Source organism: Nibribacter ruber, from assembly GCF_009913235.1.
GTDB classification, from domain to species: Bacteria; Bacteroidota; Bacteroidia; order Cytophagales; family Hymenobacteraceae; genus Nibribacter; species Nibribacter ruber.
Genome location: NZ_CP047897.1, coordinates 2,550,363 through 2,568,301 on the forward strand (window position 1 = coordinate 2,550,363; position 17,939 = coordinate 2,568,301).

General features: G+C 48.9%; 16 protein-coding genes. 4 read left to right on the forward strand and 12 right to left on the reverse strand.

Annotation, left to right across the window (positions count from 1 at the left end; genetic code table 11):
• Positions 1-5: 5 nt before the first annotated feature.
• The gene (gene uvrC, locus GU926_RS10715) at positions 6-1,805 is read left to right on the forward strand and encodes an excinuclease ABC subunit UvrC (protein ID WP_160691691.1); all 1,800 of its coding nucleotides are present in this window, start codon (positions 6-8) and stop codon (positions 1,803-1,805) included.
• A gap of 355 nt (positions 1,806-2,160) precedes the next feature.
• Here uvrC and porN read toward each other — a convergent pair whose 3' ends face one another.
• From porN to lipB, 10 genes are all read right to left on the reverse strand, one after another.
• The gene (gene porN, locus GU926_RS10720; protein ID WP_198001405.1) at positions 2,161-3,183 is read right to left on the reverse strand and encodes a type IX secretion system ring subunit PorN/GldN; all 1,023 of its coding nucleotides are present in this window, start codon (positions 3,181-3,183) and stop codon (positions 2,161-2,163) included.
• A gap of 22 nt (positions 3,184-3,205) precedes the next feature.
• A complete protein-coding gene (gene porM / locus GU926_RS10725) occupies positions 3,206-4,801 on the reverse strand; it encodes a type IX secretion system motor protein PorM/GldM (RefSeq protein WP_160691693.1) in 1,596 nt (531 codons plus the stop codon).
• A 59-nt stretch (positions 4,802-4,860) separates the two neighbouring features.
• Positions 4,861-5,655, reverse strand: a complete 795-nt coding sequence (porL, locus tag GU926_RS10730) for a type IX secretion system motor protein PorL/GldL (protein ID WP_160691695.1) — start codon at positions 5,653-5,655, stop codon at positions 4,861-4,863.
• 62 nt (positions 5,656-5,717) lie between these two features.
• Positions 5,718-6,752 (reverse strand): T9SS ring complex lipoprotein PorK/GldK, encoded by a 1,035-nt coding sequence (porK, locus tag GU926_RS10735; RefSeq protein ID WP_160691705.1) that lies wholly within the window; start codon positions 6,750-6,752, stop codon positions 5,718-5,720.
• 199 nt (positions 6,753-6,951) lie between these two features.
• A complete protein-coding gene (locus GU926_RS10740; protein WP_232058295.1) occupies positions 6,952-7,923 on the reverse strand; it encodes a PorP/SprF family type IX secretion system membrane protein in 972 nt (323 codons plus the stop codon).
• 137 nt (positions 7,924-8,060) lie between these two features.
• Positions 8,061-8,852: a uroporphyrinogen-III synthase gene (locus GU926_RS10745; RefSeq protein ID WP_160691707.1), complete on the reverse strand. Its 792-nt coding sequence runs from the start codon at positions 8,850-8,852 to the stop codon at positions 8,061-8,063.
• Positions 8,853-8,918: 66 nt separating this feature from the next.
• Positions 8,919-10,046, reverse strand: coding sequence for a DUF4271 domain-containing protein (locus GU926_RS10750; protein ID WP_160691709.1), 1,128 nt, complete (start codon positions 10,044-10,046; stop codon positions 8,919-8,921).
• 3 nt (positions 10,047-10,049) lie between these two features.
• Positions 10,050-11,087, reverse strand: coding sequence for an MraY family glycosyltransferase (locus GU926_RS10755; protein ID WP_232058296.1), 1,038 nt, complete (start codon positions 11,085-11,087; stop codon positions 10,050-10,052).
• A 74-nt stretch (positions 11,088-11,161) separates the two neighbouring features.
• Entirely contained in the window at positions 11,162-11,566 is a 405-nt protein-coding gene (locus GU926_RS10760) for a hypothetical protein (RefSeq protein ID WP_160691711.1), read from the reverse strand.
• On the reverse strand, positions 11,550-12,284 hold the full coding sequence (gene lipB, locus GU926_RS10765) for a lipoyl(octanoyl) transferase LipB (protein ID WP_160691713.1): 735 nt from the start codon (positions 12,282-12,284) through the stop codon (positions 11,550-11,552). The genes GU926_RS10760 and lipB overlap by 17 nt, the downstream gene beginning before the upstream one ends.
• A 127-nt stretch (positions 12,285-12,411) precedes the next feature.
• Here lipB and GU926_RS10770 point away from each other — a divergent pair, with 127 nt between their 5' ends.
• Positions 12,412-12,765: a YraN family protein gene (locus GU926_RS10770; protein ID WP_160691715.1), complete on the forward strand. Its 354-nt coding sequence runs from the start codon at positions 12,412-12,414 to the stop codon at positions 12,763-12,765.
• 49 nt (positions 12,766-12,814) lie between these two features.
• Here the strand turns inward: GU926_RS10770 and GU926_RS10775 are convergent, their stop codons facing one another.
• Both GU926_RS10775 and GU926_RS10780 read right to left on the reverse strand, forming a co-directional pair.
• Positions 12,815-13,723 carry a toxin-antitoxin system YwqK family antitoxin gene (locus tag GU926_RS10775; protein WP_160691717.1) on the reverse strand — a complete coding sequence of 303 codons (909 nt, stop codon included), beginning with the start codon at positions 13,721-13,723 and terminating at the stop codon, positions 12,815-12,817.
• Between the two features lie 247 nt (positions 13,724-13,970).
• Positions 13,971-14,714: a septal ring lytic transglycosylase RlpA family protein gene (locus GU926_RS10780; RefSeq protein WP_160691719.1), complete on the reverse strand. Its 744-nt coding sequence runs from the start codon at positions 14,712-14,714 to the stop codon at positions 13,971-13,973.
• A 411-nt stretch (positions 14,715-15,125) separates the two neighbouring features.
• Here GU926_RS10780 and GU926_RS10785 point away from each other — a divergent pair, with 411 nt between their 5' ends.
• Together GU926_RS10785 and GU926_RS10790 are read left to right on the forward strand one after the other, a co-directional pair.
• On the forward strand, positions 15,126-16,034 hold the full coding sequence (locus GU926_RS10785) for a DUF72 domain-containing protein (protein WP_160691721.1): 909 nt from the start codon (positions 15,126-15,128) through the stop codon (positions 16,032-16,034).
• Positions 16,035-16,203: 169 nt separating this feature from the next.
• Entirely contained in the window at positions 16,204-17,763 is a 1,560-nt protein-coding gene (locus GU926_RS10790) for a gliding motility protein GldB-related protein (protein WP_160691723.1), read from the forward strand.
• Positions 17,764-17,939: the final 176 nt, after the last annotated feature.

Genomic DNA, 17,939 nt, shown 5'->3' on the forward strand with positions numbered 1-17,939 from the left:
CGCGAATGACTGTTGAGGAACAAATTAGAGAGCAGATCAAACACCTGCCACACAGGCCTGGTATCTATAAGTTCTATGATGATAAGGGCATTATCTACGTAGGCAAGGCCATAGACATCAGGAAGCGGGTGAGTAGCTACTTTAACCGCTCCACGCAGCACAACAAGAAAACCAAGAAGCTCATTTCGCAGATTCAGCGTATTGAGTTTACCATTGTAGACAATGAGGCTGATGCTTTCTTGCTGGAGAACAACCTCATCAAGCAGCATCAGCCTAAGTACAACATTCTGCTCAAAGACGGGAAAACCTACCCGTACCTGGTGATCACCAATGAGCGGTTCCCGCGCATCTTCAGTACCCGCAACAAGATCAATGACGGTTCGCGCTACTTCGGGCCATACCCCACCGGCACCAGTATGTATGTGCTGCTGGAACTGATCAGGTCCTTGTACCCGCTCAGAACGTGCAGCTACAATCTTTCACAAGCCAACATAGACGCGGGCAAATTCAAGGTTTGCCTGGAATACCACATAGGAAACTGCAAAGGGCCCTGTGAGAACCTGTACTCAGAAGAAGAATACAACCAGCACATTCAGCAGATCAGGAACATTCTGTCTGGCAACCTGAGCATTGCCAAGACCTATTTTAAAGAACGAATGTCTGAGGCTGCCGCAGACTATCAATATGAACTGGCCCACCAATACAAGCAGAAGCTAGACCGATTAGAGGATTTCCAGGCCAAGTCTACCGTGGTCAGCCATACGCTCACCAATATTGACGTCTTCACCATTACGTCTAATGAGAAGTGCGCCTTCGTCAACTACCTGAAGGTCATGAACGGCTCCATCATAGCCACCCAGTCCCTGGAACTGCAGAAAAAGCTGGAAGAAACCGATCAAGACATTCTGGCCTCCATCATTATGCAGTTGCGGCAGGAGTTTGAGAGCCTTTCCAGGGAGATTATCGTCAATGTGCCAGACATAGAACTGCCCTTGGAGAACGTGTCCATCACGGTTCCGCAGATAGGGGATAAGAAGAAGCTGCTCAATTTGTCTTTGAAGAATGCACTGTACCTGCGCAAGGAGAAGGAGAGCATGCAAGACAAGTCAAAGGACAGCAACGAGGTACGCATCATGGAAACCATGAAAAAAGACCTTCGGCTCACAGAGCTGCCCAAGCACATTGAGTGCTTTGACAACTCCAACTTTCAGGGAGATAATCCGGTGGCGTCCATGGTCTGCTTCAAGAATGCGCGGCCTTCCAAGAAAGATTACCGCCATTTCCATATCAAAACCGTGGTAGGCCCAGATGACTTTGCCTCTATGTATGAGGTGGTCACGCGCCGGTACAGAAGGCTGCTGGATGAAGGCACGCCTTTGCCGCAGTTGATTATTGTGGACGGCGGCAAAGGCCAGTTGGGCATGGGCGTGAAGGCGCTCAAAGACTTGGGAATTTACAGCCAAGTAGCCATTGTGGGCATTGCCAAACGGTTGGAGGAAATCTTCTATCCCGGTGACACCCTGCCGCTGTACATTGACAAGAAGTCTGAGTCGCTGCGCTTGATTCAACGCATCCGGAACGAGGCACACCGGTTTGCCATTACCTTCCACCGGTCTCTCCGGGATGCAGGCACGCTACAAACCGAACTCACGCAAATCAAAGGACTTGGCCCGGCCACGGCAGAAAAACTTCTTACCAAGTTTAAGTCTGTGAAGAAGATAGCCGAACTTTCCCAGCAGGAATTAGAGGCCGAGGTAGGCAAGAGCAAAGCCAAGCTGCTTTTAAATCATTTCGGGAAGGCGTAGACAATCGTTTTTGGGCTGTTTTCTGGGAAATAAGCCAAAAACAACCTTCCCGCGTTTCCCTACCGGCGAGTGACCTCAAATTTGGTTGTTATCATCTAGTCTGTAAGAACAAGATCCTTGTTGAAGTTTAGTCTCTAGGCTTTCTGCCTCTGTACATTCTAGTGCCTTCGCCTTACTCTAGTCGTTTTTAGGCTAATTCCTGGAAAATAGGCCAAAAACGATTGTTCACGCCAAGGCTAGAAAGACGCTTTCCTAATCACAGTAAGATTGTTGAATAAGACTTTAAGAATCTAGAAACAGTACATAAAAAAAGGAGACCAAATGGTCTCCTTTTTTTATGTACTGTATGTGATGCTTAGTAGCTCCAAAGGCTGTATTCAAACTCAATAAGTTCTTCCATAGCTTGCTGAGCGGCTAATAAACCTTTCTTGCCACCACCGTAGACTTCATCCAAACGCTCATTGTTCACGTTGGATACTTTGGTGATGTAAGAGCTGAACAACCACAGGTCAAAGGCATCTGCCAGGTTCTTATGCTGGGCATCGTTCTGCTGGTTAAACCAGATGGCTTCGTCTGGATGCGCCTTGAACACTTTTGCCAATTCACTGAACTTGAAAGAAGCAGCTGTTTTCTCAATTCCCAGTGGATCAAACTTTGAAGGAACGGTGATAGTGAGTGATTGGATGTCATGATACAGGCGTGAACGCTTTTTATCAAACACTACATCTTCTTTCAGTTCCAATTGGTACAGTTGGTTCGCGAAAAGCTCATTTGAAGCCGTCATAGGAGCGGCAGCGGCAGTTTTACCACCTTTTGCAGGCGCAGCGGGAGCACCCCATCCATCATCTGCAGCAGCGGCATCAGCCGTACCAAATCCCGCTTTCTTCTCTTCTTCCGTTAAAACTGTTGCGCCTCCCTGTGCAGGAGAAATAGCAGTCAAGAACTCTTGAGGAGTGATAGGTCTGTTTAAGCTATCAGTGGCATATGGCTGCAATTCGCCACGCTTCACAGCATCAACAATCAATTTAGTGATTTCTTTCCCTGGAGAGAACATTGGCTTGTTCTGCTTTTCTCTAAGGTCTATCAAACGCCAAACCGTTTTCTTGAACATCACATCTGATGCCGGAATAGGACGCACTGACGGATTAGCAGAGTCAGACTTAGCCAGTAATTGTTGTGATCTCTGAGATGCAGCCGCCTCTTGTTGTTGTCTTGCCAACTCCTCCTGACGAGCCTTCTCTTGAGCTGCAGAAGCTGCAGATGATTTAGCTGTGGTAGTGGTTGCCTTCTTTTTAGTGGTAGTGGTTCTCTTTTGAGCCACAGATACCACTGGTAAGCTCAACAAGCCCGCTAAACCCAAAACAATTAACTTTTTCATGGTACTAGGGAAAATAACTTAATTAATTAAGTGCAAACGTCATGCTCATTCCGTTTGACGGAACGGTCTCCTGCTGATCGCGGTAGTTCATTCTGCGAACTTCCTTCACCTCAATGGCAATACGGTCGCCCGGACGAGCCTTTGAAGCTAAGCTGGTAATGTTCACAGAAGGACCATTACCTGGCACTTGATCTACTGGACGGTTACCACGCACCAAATACACGGTGTAGTTGGTTACTCTGTAACGAGCTTCTTTAGGAAGCAAGTTCTTGAAGCTTTCGTCTGGAACCGCATTCACTTGCAGAATTCTTGGACCTGGCGCAGCCATACCTCTCACTGGGTCTACCTGACGGCCATTGGCCAATACGGCAATCTGTGGTCTTGGAACCGTTTTCACGGTGAATTCCTGTGACCCAATCAGGTTACCACCGCTGCTCACGTTCAACTTCACGGTTCTTCCGTTAGGAATGATGGTCACAAAACCCTTCTTAGCACCTTTCACTACAGTAGCGCCAGAGGCTGAGAAAGAAGGATCGTATGTAGCACCTAACGCCGGAACCTGGATGTTTAGTTCGTTACCGCAGTTAAAATACAAAGAGTTGATTGCAGCAGACTGAATTTGCATAACAGGCTTGGCTACCACGTATTCTTGTTTTACAGTGAAGACAGTATCACGTCCGCTTGGCTGACGGAAACGCACTTGGCCAGTCCATTGTTTTTTGGCATTGCCTTCTGCGTCATAGTTACCCGCACTGGCAGTGAACTCAATTTGTCCTTTACCCGCCTGTACTTTGATTGGTCTACCGTCTACAGACATAGTGGGCGTTACCGCATCAGAGGAAGCAGCCAAGAACATTTCTGCCTTGTATTTAGTACCGGCAGCTACTGTTTTAGACTCAGCGCTAGCCATGGCAAATATCTTCTCAAACTTGATGATATCTGCTCCTACTTTTTGAGCCAGCTTAGAAAGAGTCTCAGATTCATACTTCAACACTTCAGATTCCATGTGCGCAATGGTAGCCAAAGCGGCCACAATGGGAGTTTCTGCGAAGTTGATTTCAGCAAAGTCTTTCTTCTTCTGCTCTTTGTTTCCTTGTACGCGTGGGTCTTCTTTTCCGCTCATGGCTAGTTTAGCAGGAGCGTTTTCATTGTACTGGCGCAAGAAGGCCGCGTATTCGTTAAGTTTTTTCTCTAACTCATAGGCTTTACCACCCTTGCCTGGTCCACCAATCATAAGCATGTTTACACGCTCATTGTTCTCTGGATTGTTGTACCCGCCTGTTTCTTCGTTCTTTCCGCCAGCTTCTTTCACAAGTTGCTCGCGTAAACCATCCATGTAAGCAATGATCTCACTGGTTTTGGTTCTTACAGCAGTGGCATTTTCCACTACTCTAACGTCAGCCGGCCTGTTGCCAGATTCGTCTACCGTTGATTTGATGCCACTTACAATACCTCCGTTATCACTTTTAGTTTTAGTGTTTACAGTTGTTAAACTGTCATCTATAAACTGAAATTTTAGAAGAATTGCAGAGCTTACGTTCAAGGCCAACATTGCAGTCAGAACGAGATACATCATCCCGATCATTTTCTGCCGTGGCGTTTCTTTTCCTCCAGCCATATAATCCTTGGTCTAGCTTTTTTGTTAAACTATTGGTTTAAAAATAGGATTGGCAGAGATTAACCTCTCATTGCATTAAGCATGTTACCATACACATTGTTCAAAGAGTGAAGGTTCTTGGTCAAGTTAGTAACCTCCGTCTTGAACTGCTCAGTATCACGGCTTGCCTCAGTCAAATTCTCCATAGCCATAGTCAGGCTACCGTAGAATTTGTTCATAGACTTCAAGTGATTGTTGGCGTCCTGCAACTCCATTTCATATACCGCATTCAGAGCACCCAGATTCTTAGTGATGTTCTGTACTTGCATATGATATTCCTGAGTATCTGCTGTAGACTTGGCCATGTGAGAAACGGCCTCTACAGTGGCACCATACGCTTCATTGATTTTATCCAAAGAAACAGCTGCTGTTCTTACACGCGAGGTGTATTCATTTGTAGCAACGGTAGCATCTGACATATCAGACATTTGAGCAGCAGTTTCGCTCAATCTGTTCAAGCCTTGGCCTAAAGTATTGATAGTGGCTGGTGTTACGTTGGCATCACGCAGCATTCTATCCAGGTCACCGGTCAAAGAACCTTCGTTAGATTTGGTAGCTACAGTAGGAAGAGGACCGTCATAGTCGTCACGTAATTGTGGGTACACACGATCCCATGCTGGTTCATGTGCGGCTGGCTGGAATGCACTCAGGAAGAAGATGACGGCTTCAGTACCAAGACCTACCATAAGCATGATATCAGCTGGACCAATGTGCAAGATTTTAAACAATGCACCCAGAATTACGATTGCCGCACCAATACCATAAATTTTGGGCATCATACCATCCCAGAACCAGTGACCTTTTGATTTGCTCATTTTTTTGACAGATTTAAAATTATAAAGATTGTTTGTTACTTGATAAAAATGGAGGGTTTAGATTAGTTTCCAAAGCCAAACTCACGACCTGAAGAACGACCGATGTAGATCATGGCGCTGCGGAAACCGATAAAGGATCTGGTTGAATCTTCGTGTTCAAAATTACGAACGCCTGTTTCCAAGAAATAAGCGATGTCTTTCCAAGAACCACCACGCACTACCTTCTCCTTGATGGTGTCATTGCTGAAAGTAGGGTTCAAGTCCCATACCAACGGAACAGAAGCTACAGAATAAGCATCTTCACACCACTCAGATACGTTTCCGGCCATGTCATACAGACCAAAATCGTTTGGATAGTACTGGCCTACCGGAGCAGTGTAGGTAAAACCGTCGCTGTAGTAGTCCCCGCGACCTGGCTTGAAGTTAGCCAACATACAACCTTTGGAATTGCGCAGGTAAGGACCACCCCAAGGATAGGTTGCCAAATCACGACCGCCACGGGCGGCATACTCCCACTCTGCCTCAGACGGCAGGCGGAAATTAGGCATTGGCGCCTGACCGTTCTCTAAGTTATAATTGTTCTTGTGCTTGGTGCGCCATTCGTTGAAACGCTTGGCACCATGCCAGCTCACACCTACCACCGGATAATCATCAAAGGCAGGGTGAGTATAGTAGTATTCCATCAAGGGGTCACCCATGTGGTTGCTAAAGTCTTTTACCCATACGGTTGTGTCTGGGTAAAGCTTGGTCATCACATACTCTTCGTCATACCCTGGCGCGCCGGCAGAGTCTGTCTTAATAGCGTCAACAAACTGACGGTACTCATTGTTGGTAATCTCAGTCTCATCCATATAGAATCCACCAATGGTCACCTGCTTGTTCAGGTTAGACATACTGGCGGCTATATCCTGATCTGTCTGCCCCATGTGGAATGTTCCACCTGGACACGCAATCATCCCATACGGCACCTCTTGCGGGTTGAAATCTGGACGGTCCTCTGCACCAATCAGATCACCTTCTGAGCTTCGTCCCATACCGCAACCCACTGTCAAAACAGCGCTTAATGCAATGGCAGAAAACTGTAAAACCTTATTCATATACTTGAAAATTGAAAAGAAATGCGCTAATTATAGAGTATTCGGATTTTAAGAAAGCAAATATAGATAAGTGGTTTCAAAAATAAAACTATTAATTTTTCTTGAACATATTTTTTTCAACGTTCCAACAAAAATTTTAGTATTAGAAACCAGTAATATAATAGAGTCAGGTATTTGGCTACCCTTCCACACCTAGTCCTTAAAAATTATATCTGGGGGTCTTGATAGGTGGTTTTGCAGTATTCTTAGATTTTGGCAATCTATAGCCCAGCATTATCTCATGAGAGGTGGCGCTTTTAGCGGCGGCGTCTACCAAGGTGTAATCAAAGGCATACCCAAAACTCAACGCGTTGTCTTTCAAAAAATAAACACCCAGCAAACCGGTGGCTGCTTCTCCTACTCTGTAGCCGGCACCTGCCCAAAACTTATCATAGAAGGTGGCTCGGGCCCCTGCTTCCAGGGAAGATACGCTGGCACTCAAGTCATGTTTCAATATAGCCGTTGGCGTCAGGGAAATGGAACTGCTAAGTTCAGCGGTATAACCGCCCGTAAGCATGATGTGCTTCTCTCCTGTAACCGTGCTCAAGGCGCCGCTTCTGTCTTTGTTTTCAAATTCATAGGTAGAACCCAGCAAGTTTGTGATGCCCACGCCTACATACCAATCCTCGTGCTGGTACCATAAACCGGCACCCATGTCAAATTTTCGGTCTGAGCTCTGGAAAGGCACCCGCGGATCTGACTCCGTGTTGGGCCGGTAACTTCCTTTGCTCATGTTAGTTATATTCCCCTGAACGCCTATTCCCAAATTACCGTTCCCTAAACGGGCATGATATGCATAAGAAAGTTGCGCCTGAAAAACATCTACCGCTCCTATCTCATCTTTCATCACCACCAGACCAATCCCACTCTTTAAAGAAGGCAGAGGCGTTGATAACGTGAACAAACCTGTTTTAGGAGAACCACCCCCGTCAAAGGACCCTTCATAGCCTAGCCACTGGTAACGGTACAAGACATTTAATTCTGTCTGTCCTTGAATACCAGCATATCCCGGACTAATAAACTGTCCGTTAAAGGCGTAGTGGCTGAATTGGGGAAGTTGTTGAGCAGCCATTGGCAGAGAAGCCAACAGACCGGCACCAATAAGGAGGCAGCGTAAAGTTTTGAACATCATACCAGAGGATAGAAAACGTTAGGCATATAACACCTAGGAGCAAAAGCTAAGAAAATGATGGACAAAGACCAAAAATAATATTCGTTTTCTAAGCTAATGCTTGCTACGTATAATCTACTCTAAGGTAGGAAAAACGTTTATTTTTTACCCGAGTTCTGCTGAATATACACCTCAATGGCACCTGTCATGGAAGGAGCATTGGGCATGGGAGCCACAATATCCAACTCCAGGCCAGCATCACGCACGGCTTGAGCAGTGGTAGGACCAAAGGCTGCTATGCGGGTACCATCCTGCACAAAGTCAGGAAAGTTGGTGAACAGAGAATGGATACCTGACGGGCTAAAGAAGGCAATGCAGTCATACTTCACCTCTGCCAGGTCAGACAGGTCAGAAGCCACTGTTTTGTACATGGTGGCCTCAGAGAAGTCAAACCCGTTGGCTCGCATAAACTCAGGAATGTCTTCTTTTCTGATGTTAGAGCAAGGGTACAAGAATTTCTCCCCCTTGTGCTTTTTCAACACATCAAATAAGTCTGCGGCCACCTTGCCACCCACAAACAATTTGCGCTTGCGCAGCACAATGTATTTCTGGAGGTAATAAGCGGTCTGGTCAGAAATACAGAAGTACTTCATCTCAGCGGGCACTTCCATCTTACCTTCGGCGCAGATTCTAAAGAAATGGTCTACCGCGTTGCGGCTGGTAAAGATAACCGCCGTGTGCTCCAGAATATTTACCTTGTCTTTTCTAAACTCTTTAAATGGAACCGGCTCAATATCAATAAAAGCCCTAAAGTCTACTTTAATCCCGTACTTCTCGGCAATGCCCAGATACGGCGAGTTATCATTTGCCGGCTTTGGTTGCGTGACCAGAATACTGGAGATTTTCTTCGAATGTCTGTCCGCACCCAACTTTTCTTTACCGTCAGCCATGTTGTAGAAAGTAGTTAAACGACTTTAGTTTGAGGATTCAAAGAACAAGGCGCTTTTACACCTGTCCTACACAAAAACAATCAATTTGAGCAAAATCATCAAAGGGATCACTTCCGTGGCGCAAATGTACGAAAACAAATGCAGATTTTGAAGTGAATACTTTTTACTGATTGTAAGAAAAGTCCTGATTACTGTAAAAATAAGCAAAACCGCCACACTCAGATTCGCTATCCAGTAAATGACCAAAGGCGCTGACTTAGAAAGACCTAAATGCAGCAGCAAAATAAGAGGCAAAAACACGCCCAGGGCCAGCAGCGTTCTCAAAAACTCACGGTATTGTGTAAGTACTACTTCTGTCACGCCAAAGATAAATCCCATCAGCTGCAGGAAAAGATACTTAGACACCACAAACGAGAAGACCAGCAGGGCATACAGGATGATCTTAGAAAGCAAGTCTGCCTGCGTGGCCGTGAACAGCTGGTTCAACAGCGCCAACTCCTCAATGTCTCTGTGGATGGCCACAATCAGCAGGGAAAAGGACAAGGAAAACGCCACTACAAACAGTATGCTAGACCAGTTCCCGATTGGCTTTGCCAGCAAACCCTCTTCCAGCGTGTTCACCTTAGTAAAGTTTGAGAACTTGAAGATGCTGGTAAAGTCCGTAGGGAAGGTCATGCGCAGACTGCCGTACAGCAGGCCTACCACCACCATAAATAGAATAAGCACACTGCGCACAGAGCTAGAAGGACGTTGTTTCACCTGCACGGTAGTGGGCGCAGCGGCATTGCTTTGCACCGTTTGCACCTCTGGCACCCTAAAAGAAAGGTAATTGGGTTGTTGCTCTGGATGCCAGAGGGAGAACAGATACTTCTGCCCAGGCTTCATCCATTTACTCAGATTTAGGGTGTACCGGGCCGTAGAGTCGGCTACGAAGATGAGTTTGTTGTCCAGAAACACGCAGAGCTGCTTACGGGCGGCAAATTCTACCACCGGGTTGGTAAAAGCGTCTAGCTTCACCCACTGGTGCAAGGCCTGGTGCTCTTCATGAAAGTCTGCCAAGTAGGGCACCAGCTGGTTTTTCTGGGGATGGTAAATGAGCCAGTCAGAGGACAGGAGCGGCTTAAGCGGGGCAGGTTGGCCTTGCGCCACGCCCCACATCAGCCAACAGCCCAGCAGCAATGCCCATACGCGCATAAGTTAAACCGTAGGAGTGGTAGCTTTGGAGGTATTCTGCCCCAGTACAAAACTCAATACCAGAGAGAAACCCAACAAGCAAAGCAGCAGGTTCAGGTTACCCCAGTAAGAAAAATAGAACACGAAGGCAGTCACCAGAATATTCAACAGCGCCAGAATCAGCACCGTAGCCACCTGACTGAAGCCCATAGCCAGAATGCGGTGGTGAATGTGATTCTTGTCTGGTGAGAAAGGCGAAAGCCCCTTCAGCACGCGAATGATGGACACTCTAATGGTATCAAACAAAGGCACGAACAACACCCCCAAGGCCACCGCCGGTGAAGAAGGCACATAGCGCATTTCAATGAACTGAATGGCCATCACAGAAACTATGAACCCGCATACCAGCGAGCCGGTGTCTCCCATGAAAATCCGGGCTTTGTAGAAATTGTACCGCAAAAAACCCAGCAAACCGCCAATCAGGCAGACGGCCACCCCGGCATAGTTAGAGAATCCTCCGTAATGCGAGGCCCAGAAGAAGAACCCAAACGTGGCCACGATGATAGTGACCATGGTACCCGCCAAACCGTCTAACCCATCAATGAGGTTAATGGCATTGGTGATGCCCACAATGGTAAAGAAGGTAAAGGCATAGCTCAAGCCAATGGGCAGTTCATGAATGCCAAAAATACCCTGAAAGCTGGAGATTCTGATGTCTGCCATGAACATGACCACGCCCGTGGCCAGCACCTGCATAAAGAACTTCTTCACCGGCGAGATGGAGACCAGGTCATCCTTCAGGCCGCCAAAGAACAAAATGATACAGCCCGCCAGCAGCTGCTGCACGCCATTGTCCAGGTCCCCGAAGATGGTGAGCGCCGACATGAACCCGGCAAATACCCCCAACCCTCCTAATCTAGGCGTGAGCGACACGTGCACCGTGCGCTGGTTGGGTTGGTCCAGGATGTTTTTCAAATGCGCCACATACACAATGGAGGGAATGGCAAACAAGGCAATGAAAAACGACCAACTAAAGGAAAGCAGGTAGGTAATAAATTTCATGGGGTGTCACAAAGGTATAAAAAGCCGCGAAAAAGTATCATTACGCAAGCCAGTGCCTGCAGATGCCTCATCCCTTAGGAATGCAACACCCCACGCTTGTCCAATATAGAGATATCTATCAGGTTTTCCTCCACTACCGTACCCGGCACGAACAAAAACTTCTTGTCATAAATGGTCTGCCCAATGTAATAGCTCACCCAGTACTCATTAGTGATGCCAAACAAAGCCGGGTCAATGGGCTCAATCTGCACAAAGCTCTTAGGCGCCACCTGGTCAAACAAATGCCGAAGCACGGAGGTCTTCACTTCCTGGCCATCCTGCTCGCCATAGCCTTTGGAGGCGACCATCACATTGTCCAGGTACACATCATTTTTGTTGATAAAGAAGACGTTCCATTCTTTCTCGCCCAGGTCATTCACCTCTTGGGCAATGGCCACGGAGACACCTTCTACCGCAAGAAACTCAATATCTTTCTTCATGTGCTTTCTCTACTATACTTGCTCCAAATAACTCCTGAAAATGCACCAGCAGCTTTTCTTCCACTTCCTGCATCTGCACCTCTCTGCCTAACTCCAGTTGCATGGAAGTAACGGCCTTGTCTGTAATGCCGCAGGGCACAATATTCCCGAAATAGGCCAAATCTGTGTTCACGTTCAAGGCCAGCCCGTGCATGGTCACCCAGCGGCTGCATTTCACGCCCATGGCACAGATCTTACGCGGGTTCTTCTGCTCTTCAAAATCCAGCCACACGCCGGTCAGGCCCGCAATTCTACCCGCCTTCAGCCCAAAGTCTGCGAGGGTAAGAATCACGGCTTCCTCTAAGAAGCGCAGGTACTTGTGTATGTCTGTGAAGAAATGGTCTAGGTCTAGCAAGGGGTAGGCCACCAGTTGCCCGGGACCGTGGTAGGTGATGTCGCCGCCGCGGTTGATCTTGTAGAACGTGGCTTCTTTCTCGGCTAAGCCCTGTTCATCTAACAACAGATGATCCAGGTGGCCGCTCTTGCCCAGCGTGTATACGTGCGGGTGCTGGCAGAACAGCAGGTAGTTGGGTGTGGTTTGCTGCTCATCTTCGGGCAGACTGCGGTTCTGAGCCTTTAGGTCCAGAATCTCCTTAAACAACTTTTCCTGATAGTCCCAGGCCTGCTGGTAGTCCATCAATCCAAGTCTTTGGAGAAGCACCTCTTTATTTTGAATCACAGCGTTTGCTTGAAATAGGTAAAATCAATTGCGTCTTTGACCGCATAGGCCATTTACCGGTGGGCGCGTATACACCATTGCCTTGTAAACCGATGCAAATTACTCATTTAACCAGGAGCAACCAAAAATGAGCACCAACGCCTCTTTGGGCCAGTTAGGCGAAAAAGCCGCTGAGGCCTATTTAGTTACCCACGGCTACCAGGTCTTGCAACGAAACTACCGCTACAAACGCGCCGAGGTGGATTTGGTGGTGCTGAAAGAACGTTTTTTGGTGTTGGTGGAGGTGAAGACCAGAAGCAGCCGGCAGTATGGGTTTCCGGAGGAGGCCGTCTCTCCCAGAAAGCAGGAGATGCTCTTTCTGGCCGCCGAAGAACTGGTGCAGCAACTGGACTGGCAGCACGAGGTGCGCTTTGACATCGTCTCCATCTTCTGGCATCCTACCTCTCCAGACATTCTGCACATAGAAGACGCCTTCCATTAACCGTTTTTGGCCTATTTTCTGGAAAACAGGCCAAAAACGCCGTTAGGCTCTACTCTTTCTTTTCATACACCAGCACCCCGTAGGCATCATAATGCTTGGTGAGCACGGGTTCGGCAGGGGCGTCAAAGGCAGATTCTGGGTACAGGAACTCATGCTGCAGGCGGCCTCTATAGTCATAGAAGTGAGACCAGGTGCCTACTTTGCGGCCTTTGTCATAGGTGCCGCGCCATTCCAGCTGCCCGTTTTCATAGAACTTGAGGTACTGGCCCTGCACTTCGCCGTACTGGTACGGAATCACTTCTTTGATCTTGGTCTTGCCGGCGTCATAGTAAGAAATAACGGCGTCTCTGGGAAAACCCTTCTCATAGTGCAGCTTGCTGGCCAGGGTACTGTCCGTTTTAAAGGTCTCCCAGCGCAGGTGCTTGGTACCTACATAGAAATACCCCTGTTCAATGACCACGTCACCGCGCATGCGCGTGTAAGGACCATGCAGAATACGAGCCTGGTTGGGTTTTAAGGTGAAGTTGTAGGTGCGCAGCACGTCACGCTTCTTCACATCATAGTAGTATTTCTCTGGGGCATAGGGGTTGGGCTGTTGGAACTCGCGCAGGTAATGAAAGGTCTCCACAATCTGGTTTTTGCCTTTCCCCTGCCGCGCAAAGCCTTTCTTGACGCGGTAGCCAAAGTACGCCTTCTTCTTTTTAGACTTCTTGCCGTCCTTTTCATCCTCGGCAAGGCTGTCCTTGCCCGCGGTGACCAGAGAAGGCATGGCCAGAGAATCCACCACCGTCAGCGTGTCTGCCGGCGAAAGGACCACCGGCTCCTTCTTGCGCTGCCAGAAGAAGATCTTTTTTTTCTCCTTGCCTATAATCTGTGCCTGAGCGGGGTCTGGCGCTGTCGCCCAAAAGGCCATGGCCACCACCAGCGCTTTTCCCCAGAATGAAATCCTTGTGTTCATGCCGTGTTCTTCAATCTAACGTCTTTGTTGTAACGCGCCTGTGTGCGTCTTGGTATCAGATGCCCCTTGTACGCACGTTGCCGGCGCAGGTGGCCTATCTTGTTGTAAAGAACAAAAATTTACAGATATAATTCAGAACCCGTCGTTTTTGGCCTGTTTCCCAGGAAATAGCCCAAAAACGACCAGGCACAAAAAAGCCAAGCCTGCAGGCGCAAACTTGGCGGTACTCGTAAACACAAATGGACTCTTAGATAGCGCTCACCACTTGGGCGGGCTCTTTCATTTCTTTTACCAGGCCCTGGAAGCCTTTCTTCACCAGATCCTGGCGGGCTTGCTCTGCGGTGGCTTTGTCCTGGAACTTGCCGGCTACAATGCGGTGCACGGTCTTGCCGTTCACGGTCTCCTCCATGAGAGAGACTGGCAGCTGCTGGTAAATGCGCTTCAGCTTCTCTAGCTGCGCCTGCGCGTTGGCCAGGCTCCCGAAGGCACCTGCCTGAATCACGAAGGAAGACACCGTGTTGGCCGTTAAGACGGTTTCTGCAGATACCTGCTTCACCTCAGTGGCGGGCGCGGCAGCCGGGGCAGAGCGCTTGGCTAGGTAAGACTGCGGTAATTCTACCACCTCCACAGACACTTCTGCAAGGCCGGCGTTGCGGTACTTGATTTGCTTGGCGGCAGCCTCAGAAAGGTCAATGATGCGGCGGCCTTTGAACGGACCTCTGTCATTGATCTTCACTACCACGCTTTCTCCGTTGGAGAGGTTGGTCACCTTTACAATGGTGCCCAGCGGAAGCCCGTTGTGGGCGGCAGTGAGTTTGTGGCGGTTGTAGACTTCGCCGCTGCTGGTCTTGCGGCCGTGGTATTTAGCGCCATACCAAGAGGCCAGACCTTTTTGCGTTTCGCCTACTTCCTGCGCGGAGGCAGTTGGGGCAAAGGCAATGAATGATATGAAAAGAACGACAATTGCATGGTAAATTTTCTGTATCCCCATTTTAGGTTTTGTTGGTGGAACATCAATTCTAAGGCGACAAAATTAGGAATTATTTTTTTCAAAGCTATTCTCAGCCCGAAAGCAACCTCCTTTGCCACCTCTAACAACTAGCTAAATTTATATGATTTTATTATAATGTTCAAAATAAAATTTTGTAAATATAACTTTATTCATAAAACGTGGTATGCCAGAATTTTCCCCTCTTGGCAGGCTAGAAAGTAGGCATACAGACCGTATGGCTAAATTTAGGGCGGCTTTTTGGTTGGGTCTGGCGGGCCGCACTTCCTTAGAAAAATAGAAAGTGAGAAAAAAAAGTGGACTTTCGCTAAAAAAAATAGTCAAACCCAGAAAATAGGGCTTTAAAACGCCTCCTTTTTTAGCCGAATATCGTTTAAGGCATATATTTATCGCATGGATTTCGGACGCTTACCAGACATCAGCAAGGTCAATTTTAGCTTGCCAGAGGACCACGCCGCCACGGCCCAGGTGCTGGCGCGGGCGCAGCGCCCTACCAAGCCGTCTTTGTACCTGGGCTGCCCTACCTGGGTGAACAAGAACTGGCTGGGTTCTTACTATCCCTCGGGGGCGCCAGACAACCAGTTGCTGTACTGGTACAGCCGCCAGTTCAACACCCTGGAGATGAACACCACGCACTACCGCATTCCAGACCTGGCCACCGTGCACAAATGGAAACAGGCCGTCCCTTCGGGCTTTACCTTTTGCCCCAAGCTGCCCCAGATCATTAGCCATGACCAACTGTTGCAGAACGCTGGCGAACCCACCCAACGCTTCTGTGAGGCCATATTAGAACTAGGCGAGGCGCTGGGGATGGCCTTTCTACAGCTGCCGCCCTTCTTCGGGCCAGAGGACTTTGACATTCTCCAACGCTTCCTGGAGCAGTTTCCGGCAGAGGTGCCGCTGGCCGTAGAGTTCAGGCACCCAGACTGGTTTAAAGCGGGCCCCAGGCAAGAAGAAGCCTTTCAGTTGCTGGAAGAACGCCAGATGGCCACCGTGCTCACAGACGTAGCCGGAAGAAGGGACGCCCTGCACATGCGCCTGACGGCCCCGGTGGCTATGATCAGGTTCAACGGCCACGGCCTGCACCCCACCGACTACACCAGATTAACCGATTGGGCAGAGAGGCTGCATCAATGGCTAGAACAGGGCCTGCATACGGTCTACTTTTTCATGCACCAGCAGGAGATTCTGCACGCGCCGCCGGCACTGGAGTTTCTGATGGACCAACTGCAACAGCGTACCAGCCTTGCGCTACCTAGGCCGCAGAAACTGCAGCAATACATACAAGGCCAGCTCTTTTAGCACGGTTTACCACTCTATATATAAGGAGCAACCGTTTTGGGGTATTTTCTGGAAATCAGGCTAAAAACGATTGCTAAACAAGGCTGAGAGCAGCCTTCAGGAAAATAAGCTGCCGGAAGCAACCATCTCCTGTGTCTGCGCATCTATGTTGAAAAAGAGATGTACAGCCATGAGATTTTCTACTTCGCTCAAAACCTTTCTTAGCAGAAGCGCCCTGGCCGCCGTGGCCCTTCTGCCGCTACAGGCCTTTGCCCAGTCGGCGACAGCCTTCCTGTCCGCTCCTCAGGACAGCGTCACCTTGCGCATGGCAGAAACCAGGTACAAGCACTCCTTTAAGGTAAGCGAGGCCGGCCAGGAGAAACTGGTGCGCATTTCCCCCACCTCCAGAGGCAATACCATGTGGCTCAATCTGGGGAAAGACAGCCTGGCCATCACCTACAAAGGCAGGGACAAGGAACGCTACACCCTCTCCAACGGCAAAGACACGGTGCAACTGGTTTTCTCCTTCTTCAGCCCGCCCGCGCATGAGCCCTTGGTCAAGAAAGGTACCGAGGAGTACGGTAAGCAGCAATACGCCCTGGCGGCAGACTTTTACCAGCAAGCCCTCAAGGCCACTCCCACAGGAGCCCATACCCGCACCACCTATTACAACCTGGCCTGCTGCTACGCCTTGTTAGGTCAGAAAGAACCAGCCCTCAAAGCGTTGGAGCAGGCCGTGAAAGCCGGCTATAAGAATGTGGCCCACCTGAAGAGAGACTCAGACCTGGACATCCTCAGAAAAGAGAAAGGGTACCTGCAGTTGGTGAACAAACTAGAGAAAACCCAGGCCCAGCTAGGCGATCCTTTCAAGGCGCAACTGGTGACCACAGACGTGCACAACTTCTGGAAAGCCTATGACGCCGCAGCTAAACATCCCGCCCAGAAACAGGAAATCTTTGAGAAACAGTACTTCGGGAAGGCCTCTGCGGGGTTACAGGATTACTTTGAGAACAAGATTGGCTCCGTGGAGCTGTTCATGAACAACCTGGTCAACAAGCCTGCCTTCTTCCCGGCCATCAGAAAGAACACCCTGCAGGTTGACGCCATGAAACCGGCCATTTACCAGAGCTTCCAGAAGATGAAGGAGTTATACCCGGCGGCCACTTTCCCCAACGTGTACTTTGTGATCGGGCGCTACAACTCGGCGGGTACGGTCTCTGATAATGGCTTGTTGATTGGCATTGACCAGTTCTCGCGCTCAGCAGACGTGCCCCTGCAGGAACTCAACCTCTGGGAGCGCAACAACTACAACTACGTACACAACGTGCCACCGCTCATTGCCCATGAACTCATTCACTTCATCCAGTCTGACCGAAACGACACAACGCTCCTGTCTAACGCCTTAACCGAGGGCATGGCCGACTTCATTGGCGAGCTCATCTCTGGCGTGAACACCAACCAACGCATCCATGACTTCGCCAACCCCCGGGAGAAGCAAATCTGGGAAGAGTTCCAGAAGGAGATGTACCTCAAGCGCGCCTACAACTGGATTGCCAACGGCAACCAGGAGCGCCCAGATCGGCCCGCAGATCTTGGCTATTACATGGGCTACAAAATCTGCGAAGCCTATTACACCAAAGCCACAGACAAGAAGCAGGCCGTGAAGGATATTCTAGAGATGAAAGACGCCAAGGCCTTTTTTGAGCAAAGCGGCTACGCCGATAAATTCCTGCAAGCCAACAACCGGTAAATAAGCCAAACCCCTTTTTAGGCTATTTTCTGGAAAAGAGGCCAAAAACGACAAAGACCTCACTGGCTTGAAAACCGGTGAGGTCTTATTTTATAGATAATTGTTCTGTTCTGAAGAAAAGCTTAATCCTACAAGAGCCTTAGCTTTACATAATAAACACATGACCCTAAGCACCT